The organism is Pseudomonas yamanorum (assembly GCF_013386765.1).
Taxonomy (GTDB): Bacteria; Pseudomonadota; Gammaproteobacteria; order Pseudomonadales; family Pseudomonadaceae; genus Aquipseudomonas; species Aquipseudomonas yamanorum_A.
Genome location: NZ_JACARE010000018.1, coordinates 488,290 through 503,023 on the forward strand (window position 1 = coordinate 488,290; position 14,734 = coordinate 503,023).

The 14,734-nt window shown below is 62.7% G+C and carries 16 protein-coding genes; 7 read left to right on the forward strand and 9 right to left on the reverse strand.

The window, feature by feature from the left end; all coding sequences use genetic code 11:
• Positions 1–42: 42 nt before the first annotated feature.
• Positions 43–684, reverse strand: coding sequence for an HD domain-containing protein (locus tag HX875_RS15625; protein WP_177043817.1), 642 nt, complete (start codon positions 682–684; stop codon positions 43–45).
• A 255-nt stretch (positions 685–939) separates the two neighbouring features.
• Here HX875_RS15625 and HX875_RS15630 point away from each other — a divergent pair, with 255 nt between their 5' ends.
• Positions 940–1,905, forward strand: a complete 966-nt coding sequence (locus tag HX875_RS15630; protein ID WP_177043818.1) for a GlxA family transcriptional regulator — start codon at positions 940–942, stop codon at positions 1,903–1,905.
• On the opposite strand, the gene HX875_RS15635 is transcribed toward HX875_RS15630, so the two are convergent.
• Positions 1,883–2,236, reverse strand: coding sequence for a carboxymuconolactone decarboxylase family protein (locus HX875_RS15635; RefSeq protein ID WP_177043819.1), 354 nt, complete (start codon positions 2,234–2,236; stop codon positions 1,883–1,885). The two genes, HX875_RS15630 and HX875_RS15635, sit on opposite strands and share 23 nt — an antisense overlap.
• A gap of 99 nt (positions 2,237–2,335) precedes the next feature.
• On the opposite strand from HX875_RS15635, the gene HX875_RS15640 reads away from it, so the two are divergent.
• Positions 2,336–3,238, forward strand: coding sequence for an AraC family transcriptional regulator (locus HX875_RS15640; RefSeq protein ID WP_177043820.1), 903 nt, complete (start codon positions 2,336–2,338; stop codon positions 3,236–3,238).
• A 160-nt stretch (positions 3,239–3,398) separates the two neighbouring features.
• Here HX875_RS15640 and HX875_RS15645 read toward each other — a convergent pair whose 3' ends face one another.
• Positions 3,399–5,753: a penicillin acylase family protein gene (locus tag HX875_RS15645; RefSeq protein ID WP_177043821.1), complete on the reverse strand. Its 2,355-nt coding sequence runs from the start codon at positions 5,751–5,753 to the stop codon at positions 3,399–3,401.
• 226 nt (positions 5,754–5,979) lie between these two features.
• On the opposite strand from HX875_RS15645, the gene HX875_RS15650 reads away from it, so the two are divergent.
• Together HX875_RS15650 and HX875_RS15655 are read left to right on the forward strand one after the other, a co-directional pair.
• Positions 5,980–7,065 carry a GNAT family N-acetyltransferase gene (locus tag HX875_RS15650; RefSeq protein WP_177043822.1) on the forward strand — a complete coding sequence of 362 codons (1,086 nt, stop codon included), beginning with the start codon at positions 5,980–5,982 and terminating at the stop codon, positions 7,063–7,065.
• The gene (locus tag HX875_RS15655; RefSeq protein WP_177043823.1) at positions 7,062–7,943 is read left to right on the forward strand and encodes a hypothetical protein; all 882 of its coding nucleotides are present in this window, start codon (positions 7,062–7,064) and stop codon (positions 7,941–7,943) included. Before HX875_RS15650 ends, HX875_RS15655 begins: the two co-directional genes overlap by 4 nt.
• Here the strand turns inward: HX875_RS15655 and HX875_RS15660 are convergent.
• From HX875_RS15660 to HX875_RS15675, 4 genes are all read right to left on the reverse strand, one after another.
• Positions 7,933–9,159: a DegT/DnrJ/EryC1/StrS family aminotransferase gene (locus HX875_RS15660; RefSeq protein ID WP_177043824.1), complete on the reverse strand. Its 1,227-nt coding sequence runs from the start codon at positions 9,157–9,159 to the stop codon at positions 7,933–7,935. The genes HX875_RS15655 and HX875_RS15660 overlap by 11 nt on opposite strands.
• On the reverse strand, positions 9,156–9,569 hold the full coding sequence (locus HX875_RS15665; protein ID WP_177043825.1) for a DMT family transporter: 414 nt from the start codon (positions 9,567–9,569) through the stop codon (positions 9,156–9,158). Before HX875_RS15665 ends, HX875_RS15660 begins: the two co-directional genes overlap by 4 nt.
• A complete protein-coding gene (locus HX875_RS15670; RefSeq protein WP_177043826.1) occupies positions 9,569–9,925 on the reverse strand; it encodes an EamA family transporter in 357 nt (118 codons plus the stop codon). Before HX875_RS15670 ends, HX875_RS15665 begins: the two co-directional genes overlap by 1 nt.
• A 109-nt stretch (positions 9,926–10,034) precedes the next feature.
• Positions 10,035–10,619, reverse strand: coding sequence for a DUF6436 domain-containing protein (locus tag HX875_RS15675; protein WP_177043827.1), 585 nt, complete (start codon positions 10,617–10,619; stop codon positions 10,035–10,037).
• A 112-nt stretch (positions 10,620–10,731) separates the two neighbouring features.
• Between HX875_RS15675 and HX875_RS15680 the strand changes: the two genes are divergently transcribed.
• Positions 10,732–11,673: an alpha/beta hydrolase gene (locus HX875_RS15680; RefSeq protein WP_177043828.1), complete on the forward strand. Its 942-nt coding sequence runs from the start codon at positions 10,732–10,734 to the stop codon at positions 11,671–11,673.
• Between the two features lie 103 nt (positions 11,674–11,776).
• On the opposite strand, the gene HX875_RS15685 is transcribed toward HX875_RS15680, so the two are convergent.
• Positions 11,777–12,529 (reverse strand): DUF2059 domain-containing protein, encoded by a 753-nt coding sequence (locus tag HX875_RS15685; RefSeq protein WP_177043829.1) that lies wholly within the window; start codon positions 12,527–12,529, stop codon positions 11,777–11,779.
• Between the two features lie 131 nt (positions 12,530–12,660).
• Here HX875_RS15685 and HX875_RS15690 point away from each other — a divergent pair, with 131 nt between their 5' ends.
• Both HX875_RS15690 and HX875_RS15695 read left to right on the forward strand, forming a co-directional pair.
• Positions 12,661–13,293, forward strand: coding sequence for a 2OG-Fe(II) oxygenase (locus HX875_RS15690; RefSeq protein WP_177043884.1), 633 nt, complete (start codon positions 12,661–12,663; stop codon positions 13,291–13,293).
• Positions 13,294–13,295: 2 nt separating this feature from the next.
• Positions 13,296–13,790 carry a DUF523 domain-containing protein gene (locus HX875_RS15695; RefSeq protein ID WP_177043885.1) on the forward strand — a complete coding sequence of 165 codons (495 nt, stop codon included), beginning with the start codon at positions 13,296–13,298 and terminating at the stop codon, positions 13,788–13,790.
• 109 nt (positions 13,791–13,899) lie between these two features.
• Here HX875_RS15695 and HX875_RS15700 read toward each other — a convergent pair whose 3' ends face one another.
• Positions 13,900–14,679, reverse strand: coding sequence for a transporter substrate-binding domain-containing protein (locus HX875_RS15700; protein WP_177043830.1), 780 nt, complete (start codon positions 14,677–14,679; stop codon positions 13,900–13,902).
• Between the last annotated feature and the right edge of the window lie 55 nt (positions 14,680–14,734).

Consider the following 14,734-nt stretch of genomic DNA (forward strand, 5'->3'; position numbering starts at 1 on the left):
CCAGCTCCCACAGTAGTTTTGTGGTGTTTATAAGGTTGTGTTTCAGGCCACCCAAGGCGACTTGCGAATCACCTCGACAAAGTTCATCGGCTTGAACCCAGGCTCCTGATCCACCAACACATCGGTCTTCACGTTGCCAAACGTGGTCTGCGGACGATGGCGCAAGCCGTCGGCAAACGCGCAGATGATGCACTCCTTGAACCCTTCACCCCGAGGGTGCGCATGCACCACGGCTTCGCGCTGCACGCTGCTGAACGCCGCGTACTCCATCCCCAGCACGTCCATTTCCACGCCGGCCGTCACTAGCGCCACGGTCGGACGCAGATGCTTGGGCACACCCGGTGTGGTGTGCAGGGCGATCGACAACCACACTTGCTCGATATCGTCGTCGCTCAACCCGTAAGGCTTGAGAAAGTCCGCCGCGGCGTTGGCGCCGTCCACTTCAAAACGCTCGTCGTCACTGCGGTGACCGTCCACCAGGCCCAAATCGTGGAACATCGCGCCGACGTACAGCAGCTCCGGGTTATAGGCCAACTGCTGACGCTCACCGCTCAAGGCGCCGAACAGGAATACCCGGCGGGAGTGGTGGTACAGCAGGTCGGACTCGATGTCGCGGATGTATTCGGTGGTGGCCTTGGCCAGGGCGCTGTCCGGGATCTTGATGCCGGCGATGGTGGTGCTCATGGTCGTTCTCCTCAAGAAAGCGCCGGGGTTGGCGCTGATGAGTCCAGTCTGGTCGCGCACCCGCGAGGGGGCTACGGCGGCGAGGGCGCGATCCCGGCCAATGTGCCGCGATATCGCGCCAAGCAGCCTGTGGGAGCTGGCTTGCCTGCGATGCGGCCAACGCGGTTTGTCAGTTAGACTGAGGTGATGCCATCGCCGGCAAGCCAGCTCCTACAGGGGTTTGTGTTTATTCAGTTGAAAAAGGTGTTCCTGCTCATGGGCAAAACCGTCGCCATCCTGATCTTCCCCGGCGTCCAGTCACTGGACGTGACCGGGCCCCTGGATGTGTTCTGCGAGGCCAACCGGTTTCTGCCGCCCGGGGAGCATTACCAGCTGGAGGTGATTGGCCTGGGGCACGGCAACATGGCCTGTTCCAACGGCTTGTCATTGCAGGCTCACCGGCATTTCAGCGACGCCCTCGAGCCGTACGACCTGCTGTTGATGGCCGGCGGGCCGCAGCTGCCGTTCGAGGATTTTGGCCCGGTATTCAATCAATGGCTGCGTGACGCCAGCGCGCGGGCGAAGCGCTTTGGCTCCATCTGCAACGGTGCCTTCCTGCTCGCCCGCGCCGGTTTGCTGGACGGGCGCACGGTCACCACCCACTGGGGCGACGCCGCCGATCTGGCAAGCTTATGCCCGTCGGCCCAGGTGGAAGCCGACCGCCTCTATGTGCAGGACGGCAACCTCTACACCTCCGCCGGGGTGACGGCGGGCATTGACCTGTCGCTGTACCTGCTGGCCCAGGACCACGGCCCGGAAGTGGCCCTCAGCGTGGCCAAGCGTCTGGTGGTGTTTACCCAGCGTTCGGGCGGGCAGTCGCAGTTCAGCCCGTTTCTCACGCCCCACGCCGAAGCCACCTCGGCGGTGGCATTGGTGCAGCTGTACGTATTGGCCAACCTGACGGGCGACTTGACCATCGCCGACCTGGCCAAGGCGGCGAACATGAGTGCGCGCAACTTCTCGCGGGTGTTTGCCCGGGAAGCGCAGATCACCCCGGCGGAGTTCGTCGAGCGGGCGCGGGTGGATGCGGCGCGGGTGATGCTGGAAAGCACCCACGCACCGCTCAAGACCGTGGCGTATCAGTGCGGCTTTCGCGATGCCCAGCACATGCGCAGTGTGTTCAATCGCCGGCTGGGCGTGACGCCGCAACAATTCCGGCTTAATTTTGCGGCGCCGGTTTGAGCGTGTCGTAGGCTTCCAGGGCACGCAGCGAGTAGATGTACGCCGCGCCGGCATTCAGCGAGATCGCCGTGGCCAGGGTCGCGGCCACTTCTTCGCGGGTGGCGCCGGCCTTGATCGCTGCGTCGGCATGTACACCGATGCAACCGTCACAGCGGGTAGTGATGGCCACGGCGATGGAAATCAGCTCGCGGGTCTTGGCATCGAGGACGTTGTTTTCCTCGGCAGCTTCCCCCAGCGCCATGTAGGCTTTGACCATCTTCGGGTTGCTCTTGCCCAGCGAGCCAAAGGCTTTCTTCACGGTAGGCAGCAAGTCGGACCAGTTATTGAACATTGCGTTAACTCCTCAGCGGGTTGGGTATGAAGCCAGTGTGCCCGGTGCAGGTTTGCTGCTTTTGTTCGATCCACTCACCTTTTTGACCGATGCTCGCAAATGAACTCCATCGACACCCTGATCGCCCTGGCCAACCTGCGGGGCAGCCTGGACCTGCGTTGCCAGTTCCAGGGCGCCTGGGCCATGGACCACGAGCCCGAGCCGCTCGGCGTGGCGCCGTATCACATCGTGCTGGCGGGCACCTGTCGCGCCGAATTGTCCGGCGGCCAGCAAGTGACGCTGGAGGAGGGCGACATCCTGTTGATGCCCGGTGGCGCGACGCACCTGGTGCGCAGCCAGGGCGTGCGGGTAGAGCCGGTGGCGCAGACTGTGATCGAGGGCGGCCTGCTGCCGATCCATCGCCTGGGGAGTGATCAGCCGGACGTGGACATGCTCTGCGGCAGCTTTCGCTATAACCGCCAGTCGTTGTTGTTCAGCGCGCTGCCGGACTACCTGGTGGTGTCCAGCCGGCAGTGGCAGGCCGATGGACAGTTGGCGGCACTGATCGCCTTGCTGCGCAGCGAGGCGGACGGTCAGCAATTGGGCGCGCGGTTTTTTATCGATGCGCTGTCATCGGCGTTGTTCACCCTGATTTTGCGGGCCTGGCTCACGCAGCAAGCCCCGGCGGCGGGCACCTTTGCCTTGCTGGCCGACAAACGCCTGGGCAAGGCCTGGCAGGCGATGTTGGCCGAGCCCGGGCATGAGTGGACCATCGATAGCCTGGCCAGCGCCGCGTCGATGTCCCGGGCGACGTTCATGCGGGCGTTTGTCAAAGTGGCGGGTGTGTCGCCGTGGGTGTTACTGACGCAGTTGCGCATGGAGTTGGCGTTCAACCTGCTGCATCAATCGCGGCTGAGCCTGACGGACATTGCCGCCCAGGCGGGGTATCAATCCCAGGCGGCGTTCAGCAAGAAATTCAAGGAAACCTACGGTGAGGCGCCGGGGCGGCTTCGAGCACGGTAGATGCCACGATGGAGCGCTAAATGTGGGAGCTGGCTTGTGTGGGAGCCGGGCTTGCCCGCGATGGCATCACCGCGGTGTAACTGAGATACCGAGGCGCCTGCATCGCAGGCAAGCCAGCTCCCACACAAGCCAGCTCCCACACAGTCCATATTTCAACCACCTATCTGGCAGGCAACAGCTTCAGCGTACTGCGGGTATTCGCCGTCACTTCCTCATCATTGAAATGCGCCTGCTCATACCCACCCTCGATATACGTCTGCGCCTGGTCGGAGTAGTGCTTGTCGAACGGCACGCCACTCTGCCCGACCGGGTTGATGGTCAGCGCATGCGCAGCATCGGCGAAGTCGATCAGGCGCCGGGTCGACGGCCCGTACGTCACCGGCCACGGCGCCGGGCCGATCTGTGCCGACAGGTTGTTGGGCACTTCATGGGTACCGGGAGCGGCAAACGGGCCGACGTTGACGATCTTGTCCAACGGCTTCTGCGAGCCCAGCGGGTGGCCGTGGGTCAGGGTGTGGGCCTTGCCCCACTGCCACTGCGACGGGTCATCGCCGAAGGTCGCCTTGAGGTGTTGCAGGCTGTTGTCCCAGGCGAGCTTGACGGTGTCGGCGCGGTGGCCGTCCCACCAGGGCGAATCCGCTGAAGCCGTCAGGCGCGGCAAGGCGGCGTCCACCACGCGGGTGCTCAGGAGTGTCTTGAACATCGCGTCCCCCAGTTTCGGGCGAAACGCCGCATCGGTGAGGTTGAACAGGAACTGGTTGAACAGCGTGGCACTGGTGGAATCCAGCGGGTAATCACCTTTCCACGTTGCCAGTTGCTCCACCAGTTTCAACTGCGCCGGGTCCTTGACCACTTCGCGCAGTACCGGCAACAGCGGCGCCAGCAGTCGCGGGCCATAGGCGGTGGTGGTGCCGAGCTGCAGGGCCTGGCTGTTCTCCACGTCCCATTTCACGCTGTTGTCGCTCAGTTGCGCGTTCAGCTGCTGGCCACGGTCGGCGAGGTTGTAATAACCGGGAATCGGCATGCCGGTGGGCGACGCCGGCTGGGCGTTGGCGGACACCACATAACCCCGCGCCGGGTTTTCTTCCTGCGGGTTGGCGCTGAACGGGTAGAACCCGAGTTTGTCCGCCTGGGCGGTGCTGCCGTCGAGGATAAAGCCCGGGTTGACCCCCGCCGGGCGGATCGGCAATTGCGCTGCCGCCCACCAGCCGATATCGCCCTTGGCATTCGCCCATACGATGTTCAGGCCAGGCGCCTGGACCTTGGCCGCCGCCGCCCTGGCCTTGGCCAGCGTGTCGGCACGGTTGAGCTGGTAGAAACCGTCGAGGATCGGGTTCTCGGTATCGAGGAACGCCCACCACATGGCAATCGGCGTCTTGCCGGCGTTTTCCCCGAGCACGTCATTGATGATCGGGCCGTGGGGCGAAGTGCGCAGGGTGAGGGTCACCGGGTCCTGGCCCTTGACCGCGATCTGCTGCTCGCTGCTGGTCATGTCCACCCACTTGTCGTGGTACCAGACCTGGTTGGGGTTGTCCGGGTTGACCTTCTCGGCGATCAGGTCGAGGTCATCGTTCTGGAACATGGTCAGGCTCCAGCCGAAATCCTTGTTGTGGCCCAGGAACGCCACGGGCACCAGCGCGTTGTGATAACCGTAAAGCTCGAAGCCCGGCGCCGACAGCTGCGCCTCGTACCACACCGACGGTACCGAGAAGCGAATATGCGGGTCACCCGCCAGCAACGGCTTGCCGCTCTTGGTGCGGCTGCCGCTGATGGCCCAGGCGTTACTGCCTTCGAACTGCGGCAGGCCGTTGTCGGCCAGGGCCTGCTCGCTCAATTGGGCGATGGCGCCGAGGTCTTTCCAGTCTCCGGCCGCCAGGTTCAGCGCGCCCTTGGGCTGCCAGTCGAGGTCGAAGACTTTCAGGTAGTCGTTGCCCAACTGGTCGCGCACGTAAGTCAGCAAGGGTTCGGTGCGAAAGGCGGCGGCAAAGCTGTAGGCCAGGTAGCCGGCGACGCTGATGGTGTCTTCGGCGGTAAACGGGCGCTTGGGGATGCCCAGTACGTCGAACTCCATGGGGCTGGCGTGGCTGTCCTGATACTGGTTGACCCCGTCCAGGTAGGCTTGCAGGGCCTTCCAGGACGCCGACTCATGGTCCATGTGCTCGACGTAGCTCAAGGCGCGTTCGCGGATGCGCAGGCTGCGGAACAGTTTGTCGGTCTCCAGCAGCTTGGGGCCCAGCACTTCGGCCAGTTCGCCACGGGACAGGCGCCGCATGATTTCCATCTGGAACAGCCGGTCCTGGGCGTGCACATAGCCGAGGGCGCGGTACAGGTCGGTCTCGTTCTCGGCGCGGATATGCGGCACGCCACGGTCGTCGTAACGCACGGTGACCGAGCCTTGCAGGTGGGCCAGCTCCACCGTGCCCTGGCGGGTCGGTTGCTTGCTGTACACGTACCAGCCGGCGCCCACCATAAGGGCGACGAGCAGGATGGCCAGCGCGGTCAGGATGCGTTTCATGGGTTGTCCCTTATTAGTGATCCGGGCAGTTTAGTGGGTTTGGCGAGCGGTGAGGAAGAAGCTGTTGGCTTTGCGTTCCCTGAACCTCACCTGCATGAAGTTGGGGTTCTGAAGTTCGACGCGGATGGGCGGGTTATTATGTTTACTCTGTTACATGAAGCCCGCTGCGCCGTGATCAACCAGGCCATCCGGGCGCGCCTTTGCTATCACTTTCGGAATGCAATTTATGTCAGATCCCAGCCGTGCACAGGTGCCTTATGCCTGCTGCATGGAAACGCCAGCGCTGATCAGCAGCTTTTTGCGCCACCCGCCGGTGGGCTTCAATGCCCAGCTGTCAGCACAGGGACTGCCGTACTTTTTCACCCGGTTCGACCTGCTGACCACCGCCGACGATGAGCTGCGTGCCCGCCTGCACAGTTGGCCGGGGTACCGGTTGTGGCAGTCATGGCTGCACATCGACACCTGCTTTGTCGGCACCACGGTCAGCGAATATTCCCCGTTCCCGCTGAGCGTGCCACCGCAGGACCTGGCGCAATGGCTGCAACAGGAATGTGCCCCGCGACGCAAACTCACCATCGTCAAGGATGTACCGCTGGATTCTCCGCTGCTCAGCGTCGAGGACAATCGCTATGCACAGGCGTTGATCGAAGCCTGCACCCAGCGCGGGTTCATCAGCGTGGAGGGCCAGGCGCTGGCCTACGTGCCCATCGACTTCACCTCGACCGACGAGTATCTGTCGCGCTTGTCCCACAGCCGCCGGCGCAATATCCGCCGCAAGTTGCGCAGCCGCGAGGCATTGCGCATTGAAATCCTGGACACCGGCGATGCACGGTTCAGCGACGAGCAATGGCAGCAGGAGCTGTATCGGCTGTACAAGGCGGTGTATGCGCAGAGCGAGATCCACTTCGATTTACTCACCCCCGAATTTTTTATTCAGTTGCTGACCGATGCCGACAGCGGTGGGCATGTGTTCTGCTATTGGGACGAGGATGAGCTGGTGGGCTACAACCTGTGCTACCAGCAAGACGGCAAGCTGCTCGACAAGTACATCGGCCTGAACTACCCGCTGGCGCTGGAGCACAACCTGTACTTTGTCAGCTGGTTTGTGAACCTCGAATACGCCCTGGCAAAGGGCCTGCAGTTTTACGTGGCGGGCTGGACCGACCCGCAGGTCAAGTCCAGCCTCGGCGCCAAATTCACCTTCACCCGCCATCTGGTGTGGGTGAGGAACCCGCTGTTACGCAAGGTGTTGAACCGCTTCCGTCACCACTTTGAAAGCGACATGCAATGGCAGCAGGAGCAAACCTCATGAGCCAGGCCCGCCCGGCGTTGATCCTCGATTTTGATGGCGCGGTGAGCAACATCCCTGGCGCCATCACCCTGCCGATGCAAACCTGGCAGGAGAAGATTCGTTTCGGCTGCCGCTGGGCGCAGTTCAAGGAACTGGAGAGCGCCCTGCAAGCGCAGATGCCCAGCGACTACGGCTGTGTGTTTACCGGCAGCGGCGATTATCACCACCTCAGCCAGCTGTTGTTGAACCGCCTGCCCAGCCAGCAAAAAATCCAGCTGATCATTTGCGACAACCACCCGGACAACATGCGTTATCCGTTTGGCATCCATTGCGGGTCCTGGGTCTACTGGGCCAGCCGCCTGCCGCAGGTCGAGCATGTTCACGTGCTGGGCATTGGCTCGCCGGATATTTCCCTCAAGCACGCCTGGGAGAATCACTGGTCGCCGCTGGTGAAACGCAAGCTGACCTACTGGAACACCAACGTCGATACCCGCTGGTTGAACTGGATCGGCGCGGGCCGCAGCAACCGGGCCTTCAGCAGTGCCGACGAGTTGATGAGCGCGTTCCTGGCGCAGCTCGACCGGTCGCTGCCGGTGTATCTCTCCATCGATAAAGACGTGTTGAGCCCGGAGGTGGTGAACACCAACTGGGACCAGGGCGAGTTTCTGGAGAAGCACCTGAATCATCTGATCGATGCATGCCAGGGCAGCATCATTGGCGCCGACATTACCGGTGACGTGTCGGCCTACCACTACCAGAGCAAGTTCAAGCGTTGGCTGAGTGCGTCGGATGGCCAGGAAGAATTGCCGGAGAACCAGGTGGTCATCTGGCAACAGCAGCAGAATGAGTTGAATGCACGCTTGCTGACCCGTATCGATCAGAGCTGGGTCAGCGCTTAAGAATCCGCCGCAGATGATCCAGCACCTGCTCAAACAGCTCGTCTGTCAGCCAGTGGCTGTTGCTGATCGAGAGTGTCTGGGCGGCGAAGCTTTGCGCGCAGGGGATAGCGGCGCCTGGCTGTAACAGCGAAGTGAGTGCCGGGTAGCCCGGCAGTACGTGGATAAACAGGCGGGTGACGCCCAGGCCCGCCGTCCACAGTTGCGCCATGGCGGTATCGCGGGTTTGTGCGCTGGGCATCACCACCATCAGGAACGGCCAGGTGCCTTGCTGGCCCGGGCCGTCGGTCAGTACCGACACACCGGGCAGGCTGTTGAGCAACGCCACGCGACGCAGCGCTCGCAGGCGCCCTTGCTGCAAATGCTCGGGCAAGCGTTTCAGCGCTGCGGCGCCGACCTTCTGGCGATAGCCGCCCAGGCGATGCAGCGGAATGTCGTTGACGGAAAAGTCGTCGCCCACCGCCGCCACTTCATCGCCCCGCGCCAGCGCCGCCCGCAGTGGATTGCCGTACACGTACTTCAGCCCGCGGGGCTGATAGGCCGCGGCATAGCCCCACAGCTCGGCGCTGCGTTGCAGTTCCCAGCGCAGGCTGAAGGGCAAGTCCTGCCGGCATTGCCGATGCAACGCCTGATGCAACGCGGCATCCCGGCTGAACAACACGCCACCTTCGGCCGTTGTCAGGCCTTTGCCCAGCGCCATGCTGAAAAAGCCGATGTCGCCTTTAAGCCCGACGCTTTTGCCCTCATCCCGCGCGCCCATGGCCTGGGCGGCATCCTCGATGACGGCTACGCCGAAAGGCTCGGCAATGCGTGTGGCGGCATCCACATCCGCCACGCGCCCGGCGAGGTGGGTGACGACGATGGCCAAGGTGTTTTCGTTGCACAGCTGCGCCAGCTGTTGCTCGTCGAGGTCGATGCTGCCCGGCTTTAAATCGCACGCCACCACGCGTAAAGGCGGGCAGTGATGGGCCGCCAGGGCCACTAGCGGGCAGGTATAGGCCGGCACGATCAGCTCGGTGCGCCCAGGCATGCGCTGCTGCAACACGCGCAGCGCCATGATCAGCGCGGCGGTGCCGGAGCAGGGCAGGGCGGGCAACGGGATATCGAGTTGTTGGGCCAGGTCGCGGGCCAGGTCGCCCGACCGGTTGAACAAATCCTGCCAGCGCAGGGGAAGCCCCGCCGTCGGCGGAATCTCCCGCTGGCCGGCAACGCGGGTCATGAGGCCAGCGTCTGCGAGGGTTCGGCCTCGACGGTCTTGCTCTCTTTGTCTTCACTGCGCGCCAGGCACAGGATGCCCGCGATGATCAGCGCGCCCCCGACGATTTTAGGCAGGGTCAAGGTGTCGTTGAACAGCCACACGGAAATCAGCGTCACGCTGATCAGCTCCAGGTGGGACGCCGCAAATGCCGGGCCCACCGGCGCGTACTTGAGCAAGGTCATCCAGGTAAAAAACGCGCCGATGTAGCCCACGAAGGCGCCGTAGATCCACGGCGCACCGAACACGCGTACCAGCCACGCGGCGTCCATGGTCAGCGGCTCGGCATGAATCGAGGCGAATTTGAAACTCACCTGCGCCAACGTATCGAAAATGATCAGCGACAGAAAACCCAGGATATAAAAACGCTTCATTACTCAAACCCCACGACGGTCACGCCACAGGCGATCAGCATGATGCCGATCAACCGCCACTTGGTCAGGCTTTCCTTGAACAGGAAACGGCCCGCAATCATGATCACCACGATATTGATGGAGCCCAGCATCACGCCCACCGACAACGGTACCAGCGTCAGGAACGCCAGCCACAACACGAATTCGAAGACGTAGCAGATCACGCCAATCCAGATCCAGGGCCGCTTGAGCATATGGCGCCAGTGGGCCATGCCGTCATGCTCGGCACTGGCTGAGGCAGCGGCTTTAAATGCCAGCTGGCCGGACGTATCAACAATGACGTTGAGTATCCAGAGGATGATGGTTAATTGGCTCATGTGTTCCCGTGTCTTCAGCTGGTACGGCTAGCTGCTTACGATACAGCAGCATGCCGATACAGTTGTCCGAGTTTGCCGAACGAACAGCGTCTGTTCAGCTTGCGCCCGGTCAGGGTGGCGACGTTTCGCCGCTCCACTCGCAATAGCAGCCCACCGCCAGGGTGTGGGTGGCATTGACCTCGCGCCCGCCTTCGAGGGCTTGCAGGATGGGTTCGATAAAACTGTTGCTCGAATTACACGTCAGCCCTTCGCTGTAGGGCCCGAAATACGCGAGCTTGCCGCTGCGGTCCCAGATGCCCACGGCGGGGCTGGCGGGCAGGTGCTGGGCGCCGGGCACGGCCTTGAGGGCCTTCATCGCGCCGAGGGTGGCGGGCAGTTGGCCGTGGCTGCCGGCTTTCTGCAGGGAATAGAACTCCACGCCCCGGGGCGCGTACTGCTCGATCAGCTCGCCGAGGTGCTGCTGGTTGCCGACGTTGCACGGGCAGGCCGGGTCCCAGAAGTGCACCAGGCGGATCGGGCCGGGGCCGGCAAGCTCGGCGGGCAGGCTCAGGCTGTCACCGGAAAACACCGCCGTATGCTCACTGAACGCCCGCAGGTAGCGACCCTGGAACCAGTCATACGCCGCCCATAGCACGCCGGCGCAAATAATCACGATCAGGCTGGCGAAGAGGGTGGTGCGGTAGGGCTGTCGCATTTTGGATCAATCCTCGGAGGACGCGTAGCTTGCCATGCTTGCCCTGACAGATGAATATCGCGACTCGATATTCATCTGTTCAATGCGTTGAAGCCACAGTCTGGAAGTTTTTATGCCCGTTACGTTTGACCCTGATCATCTACGCGAAAGCTTGCGCCCCCTGGTGGACGCGCAGCCGCTTTCTGCCGAGGCCCGGGTCTACCAGCGCTTCTACGGCCTGGACCTGGCGACCCGCAAGGCGCCTGCAACAAGCCGCCTGGGCCGCTTTGCGGTGGACGGGTTCGAGGTGGTCTGCCAGGTGTGGTGGCCGCCCGTTCCGGTGGCGACGATGTTTTTGTTCCATGGCTTCTACGACCATATGGGCCTGTACCGTCATGCCGTGGATTGGGCGCTGGACCAGGGTTTTGTGGTGATCGCCTGCGACTTGCCGGGCCATGGCCTGTCCAGCGGCGAGCGGGCCAGCATCGATGATTTTGCGGTGTATCAGGACGTGGTGCAGGCGCTGTTCGAGCAGGCCAGGTCGTTGCAGTTGCCGCAGCCCTGGCACCTGTTCGGGCAGAGCACTGGCGGCGCGATTGTGGTGGATCACCTGCTTGACCATGGCACTGACAGCCCGGCCCAGGGCAAGATGTTCCTGCTCTCGCCGCTGGTGCGGCCTCGTGCCTGGGGCTGGTCGCAGCTCAGTTATTACCTGCTTCGGCCGTTCGTCAAAGGTATCGCCCGGCGTTTCAGCGATAACACCAACGATCCACAGTTCAAGCCGTTCCTGGAAGCTGACCCGCTGCAACCCCGGCAACTGCCGACCGCCTGGGTGGGCGCCCTGGCGCGTTGGATCAAGCGCATTGAAGCGGCGCCACGCAGTACGCGGCGGCCGTTGATCGTGCAGGGTGAAGAGGACATGACGGTGGACTGGCAGCACAACCTGAAGGTGCTGCGCAGCAAGTTCGACCAGCCGGAAGTGTTGATGCTGCCGCGCGGCAGGCATCACTTGGCGAATGAGATTCCGGAGATTCGGCAGCAATACTTCAGGTTTCTCACCGACCACCTGAAATAACGCTGTTCCCTGTGGGAGCTGGCTTGCCTGCGATAGCGGTGTATCAGGCCACACGTTCATTACTGACCCACCGCTATCGCAGGCAAGCCAGCTCCCACATCGTTTACGGTGCCAGGCTTGAAGTACTTTGCCCCACCGCCAGCCCGGCCCGAATCGCCGCCAATGCCGCCTTGTAGTACGCCTTGCCATCCGGCGACTCCGCGAACGTCGCGAACTCCTCCAGCTCCGGGTCGGACAAATCCCGGTAGACATACAGCAGCGTGTTGTTCAAATCATTGCCAATCTGCTGCATCAAGCGCTCGCGCTGGCCGTTCAACATGCCTTGAGCCTGACCGCCGCCCAACAGGCCGGGGATCATCTGGCTCAAACTGTCGGCGGCCACTCCGGCGATCGCCAGGCTGACCTCAGCCCCGGCTTCCCGCGCAGGCAGCGCCTGGGCCAGGTGGCCGATAATCAGGCTGCGGGTGGCGTCCGCTTCCATGTGCGGCAAGCCCTGGGCATTCTTCGCCAATTGATCGCGGCGGGTCGCCAGCAACTCGGCGGCGACAATCTTGCGGCCGAGGGGCGACTGGAAAAAGGCCAGGGCCGGCTTCGGGTCCGTCAAATTCTTGCGCAGCTGCGCCTCGGCCCGCTGGTCTACCGACTGGGGCGCAAAGCGTTTATTGCTGTTGTCCACCAGCGCCTGATACACGGCGGGCGGCAAGCTGTTGCGGTAGCGTTGCTGGGCGGCACTGAGGGCGTCATTAAAATGCGCGCGCTGGTCTGCCCAGCCGGCGACCTTGTACAACTGGTCATGGCCGTCTGCCCAAGCGGGCAAAACGCAGAACATCAGCAAGGAAAAAAACAAACGACGCATATGGACTCCTGTCAGTCGGCCACTATTGTCCGTGTCGGGCGTAGGATTTGTCGAGAAATCCTATCGGTCACCTGACTAAAGTGTATTCAGACGCTCGGCGGCTCTGTCGGATTCACAGGCGTATGGATACTATGCGCGCCATGTCCATACCCTCCGATCACCCGCTGCTGTTACGCATTGTCGATGACCTGGCCGCACAAGGCTGGTCGCAGCAAAATATCTTCCTGCCCGAGGCTCTGACCCTCGAACTGGCGGCTGAGTGCCAAAAACGCGCCGCCGAAGGTGAATTGGCGCCGGCAGCCGTCGGACGCGGGCCGTCCCAGGAGATTCGCGAGGGCATTCGGGGTGACCACATCCAATGGCTGGAGCCGGGTGAAGTGCTCGCCTGCGATAACTACCTGGAGCTGATGGACAGCCTGCGGGTAGCGATGAACCGCGGCCTGTTCCTGGGGCTGGAAGATTTCGAAAGCCACTTCGCGATGTACCCGCCGGGGGCGTTTTACCTCAGGCATGTGGACCGCTTTCGCGATGACGACCGGCGCATGGTGTCGGCGGTGATCTACTTGAACAACGCCTGGCTGCCGGAGCACGGTGGCCAGTTGCGCATGTACCTCAAGGGCGACGTCGAATACGATGTGGTGCCCACCGGCGGTTGCCTGGTGGTGTTCCTGTCGGGGGAAATCCCCCATGAAGTCATGCCCGCCACTCGCGAACGCCTGTCCCTTACCGGTTGGTTTCGCCGGCGGGGTAACGAGCCGTTCTGATGATGCAAAAGATTCTGGTCAGCCGCTGCCTGCTGGGGCACCGGGTACGCTACGACGGAGGGGCCAGCGGGCCTTTCGACCAATTGGCCGCGTGGCAGGCCGAAGGCCGGGTGGTTGCCGTGTGCCCGGAAGTGGCGGGTGGCTTGCCGACGCCGCGCCCGTCTGCCGAAATCCCCGGTGGGCAGGGCATTGATGTGTGGGAAGGCCGCGCCCAGGTGCTGACGGCCCAGGGCGAAGACTTCAGCGAAGCCTTCCTCGATGGCGCCCGGCAGGCGTTGGCGCTGGTGCAACGCCACGACATCCGGGTTGCGGTGCTCAAGGCCAACAGCCCGTCTTGCGGCAACCTGCTGACCTATGACGGCACCTTCACCGGCGTGAAGGTGACGGGTGAGGGCGTGACGGCGGCGCTGCTCAAGCACCATGGGGTGCTGGTGTTCAGTGAGCTGGAGTTGCCCGAGGCGGCAGCGGCCCTGGCAAGACTCTCAAGCCCGACATAGATCAAAATGTAGGAGCTGGCTTGCCTGCGATAGCGGTGTATCAGCCTACATTTTTGGTGCTGACCCACCGCTATCGCAGGCAAGCCAGCTCCTACACTGACCGAGTCGTTTATTCGGCCTTGGCCACCGGCTTGCTCGCATCCATCCCGAACCATTTCTCCGACAGCGCCGTCAGCCGGCCATCGGCCTTCACCCGTTGCAGGGCCTTGTCCAGGCTGGCCTTGAACGCCGGGTTACCCTTCTGGAACGGAATCGCCAGGCTCAACGTCGGGCCCACATCTGCGCCTCCCTTCACCGGTAACTCGCTGTCGCGAATCGCGTAGGGAATCAGCAAGCGGTCGCTGATGGCCGCATCAATCTGCTGGTCGGCAACGTCCTTGATTGGCTGTTTGGCATCGGCATAGCTGCGCAGATCAACGCCCTCGGCGGTGCGCGCCTGTTCCACAAACTGGCTGCCCTGGGCCACGCCCAACGCCTTGCCCTTGAGCGCCGCAAAGCTGCCCAGCGGGCGTTGTTCCTGCTTGCGCACGATGAGTTGCGCGCTGGAGTAGCTGTAGGGCTCGCTGAAGTCGAAACGATCCGCCAGTTCAGGAGTCATAGCGATATGGTTGATCGCCACGTCGTACTTGGCGCTTTCCACGCCAGCCAGTAACTCGGCGGCATCGACGGTGATAAAGGAGGGGCGTACGTCCATTTCCTTGGCCAGCAACTCGCCCAGTTCCACTTCAAAACCGGTGAGTTTGTCGCCTTCCTTGAAATTGAAGGGTGGAGTGTTGGCTTCCAGGGCGATGCGCAGTTCCCCGCGGTCAAACACATCGTCGATCAATTCGGCATGGGCCAAGGGGCTCACAAGGGGCAGTAAAAGTAACAGGCCAGGCAGGAAGCGCATGGTCTCTCCTAAAAAATTCGAATGAGCGAGGCGTTGTTCAGGCTCGCTTTGCTAT

Coding starts and splice junctions, on each gene's coding strand:
- HX875_RS15640 (WP_177043820.1), top strand. CDS start 2,336: ATGAACTCCATCGACACCCTGATCGCCCTGGCCAACCTGCGGGGCAGC.
- HX875_RS15630 (WP_177043818.1), top strand. CDS start 940: ATGGGCAAAACCGTCGCCATCCTGATCTTCCCCGGCGTCCAGTCACTG.
- HX875_RS15670 (WP_177043826.1), bottom strand. CDS start 9,925: ATGAGCCAATTAACCATCATCCTCTGGATACTCAACGTCATTGTTGAT.
- HX875_RS15680 (WP_177043828.1), top strand. CDS start 10,732: ATGCCCGTTACGTTTGACCCTGATCATCTACGCGAAAGCTTGCGCCCC.
- HX875_RS15655 (WP_177043823.1), top strand. CDS start 7,062: ATGAGCCAGGCCCGCCCGGCGTTGATCCTCGATTTTGATGGCGCGGTG.
- HX875_RS15665 (WP_177043825.1), bottom strand. CDS start 9,569: ATGAAGCGTTTTTATATCCTGGGTTTTCTGTCGCTGATCATTTTCGAT.
- HX875_RS15650 (WP_177043822.1), top strand. CDS start 5,980: ATGTCAGATCCCAGCCGTGCACAGGTGCCTTATGCCTGCTGCATGGAA.
- HX875_RS15695 (WP_177043885.1), top strand. CDS start 13,296: ATGCAAAAGATTCTGGTCAGCCGCTGCCTGCTGGGGCACCGGGTACGC.
- HX875_RS15690 (WP_177043884.1), top strand. CDS start 12,661: ATGCGCGCCATGTCCATACCCTCCGATCACCCGCTGCTGTTACGCATT.
- HX875_RS15700 (WP_177043830.1), bottom strand. CDS start 14,679: ATGCGCTTCCTGCCTGGCCTGTTACTTTTACTGCCCCTTGTGAGCCCC.
- HX875_RS15685 (WP_177043829.1), bottom strand. CDS start 12,529: ATGCGTCGTTTGTTTTTTTCCTTGCTGATGTTCTGCGTTTTGCCCGCT.
- HX875_RS15645 (WP_177043821.1), bottom strand. CDS start 5,753: ATGAAACGCATCCTGACCGCGCTGGCCATCCTGCTCGTCGCCCTTATG.
- HX875_RS15625 (WP_177043817.1), bottom strand. CDS start 684: ATGAGCACCACCATCGCCGGCATCAAGATCCCGGACAGCGCCCTGGCC.
- HX875_RS15660 (WP_177043824.1), bottom strand. CDS start 9,159: ATGACCCGCGTTGCCGGCCAGCGGGAGATTCCGCCGACGGCGGGGCTT.
- HX875_RS15675 (WP_177043827.1), bottom strand. CDS start 10,619: ATGCGACAGCCCTACCGCACCACCCTCTTCGCCAGCCTGATCGTGATT.
- HX875_RS15635 (WP_177043819.1), bottom strand. CDS start 2,236: ATGTTCAATAACTGGTCCGACTTGCTGCCTACCGTGAAGAAAGCCTTT.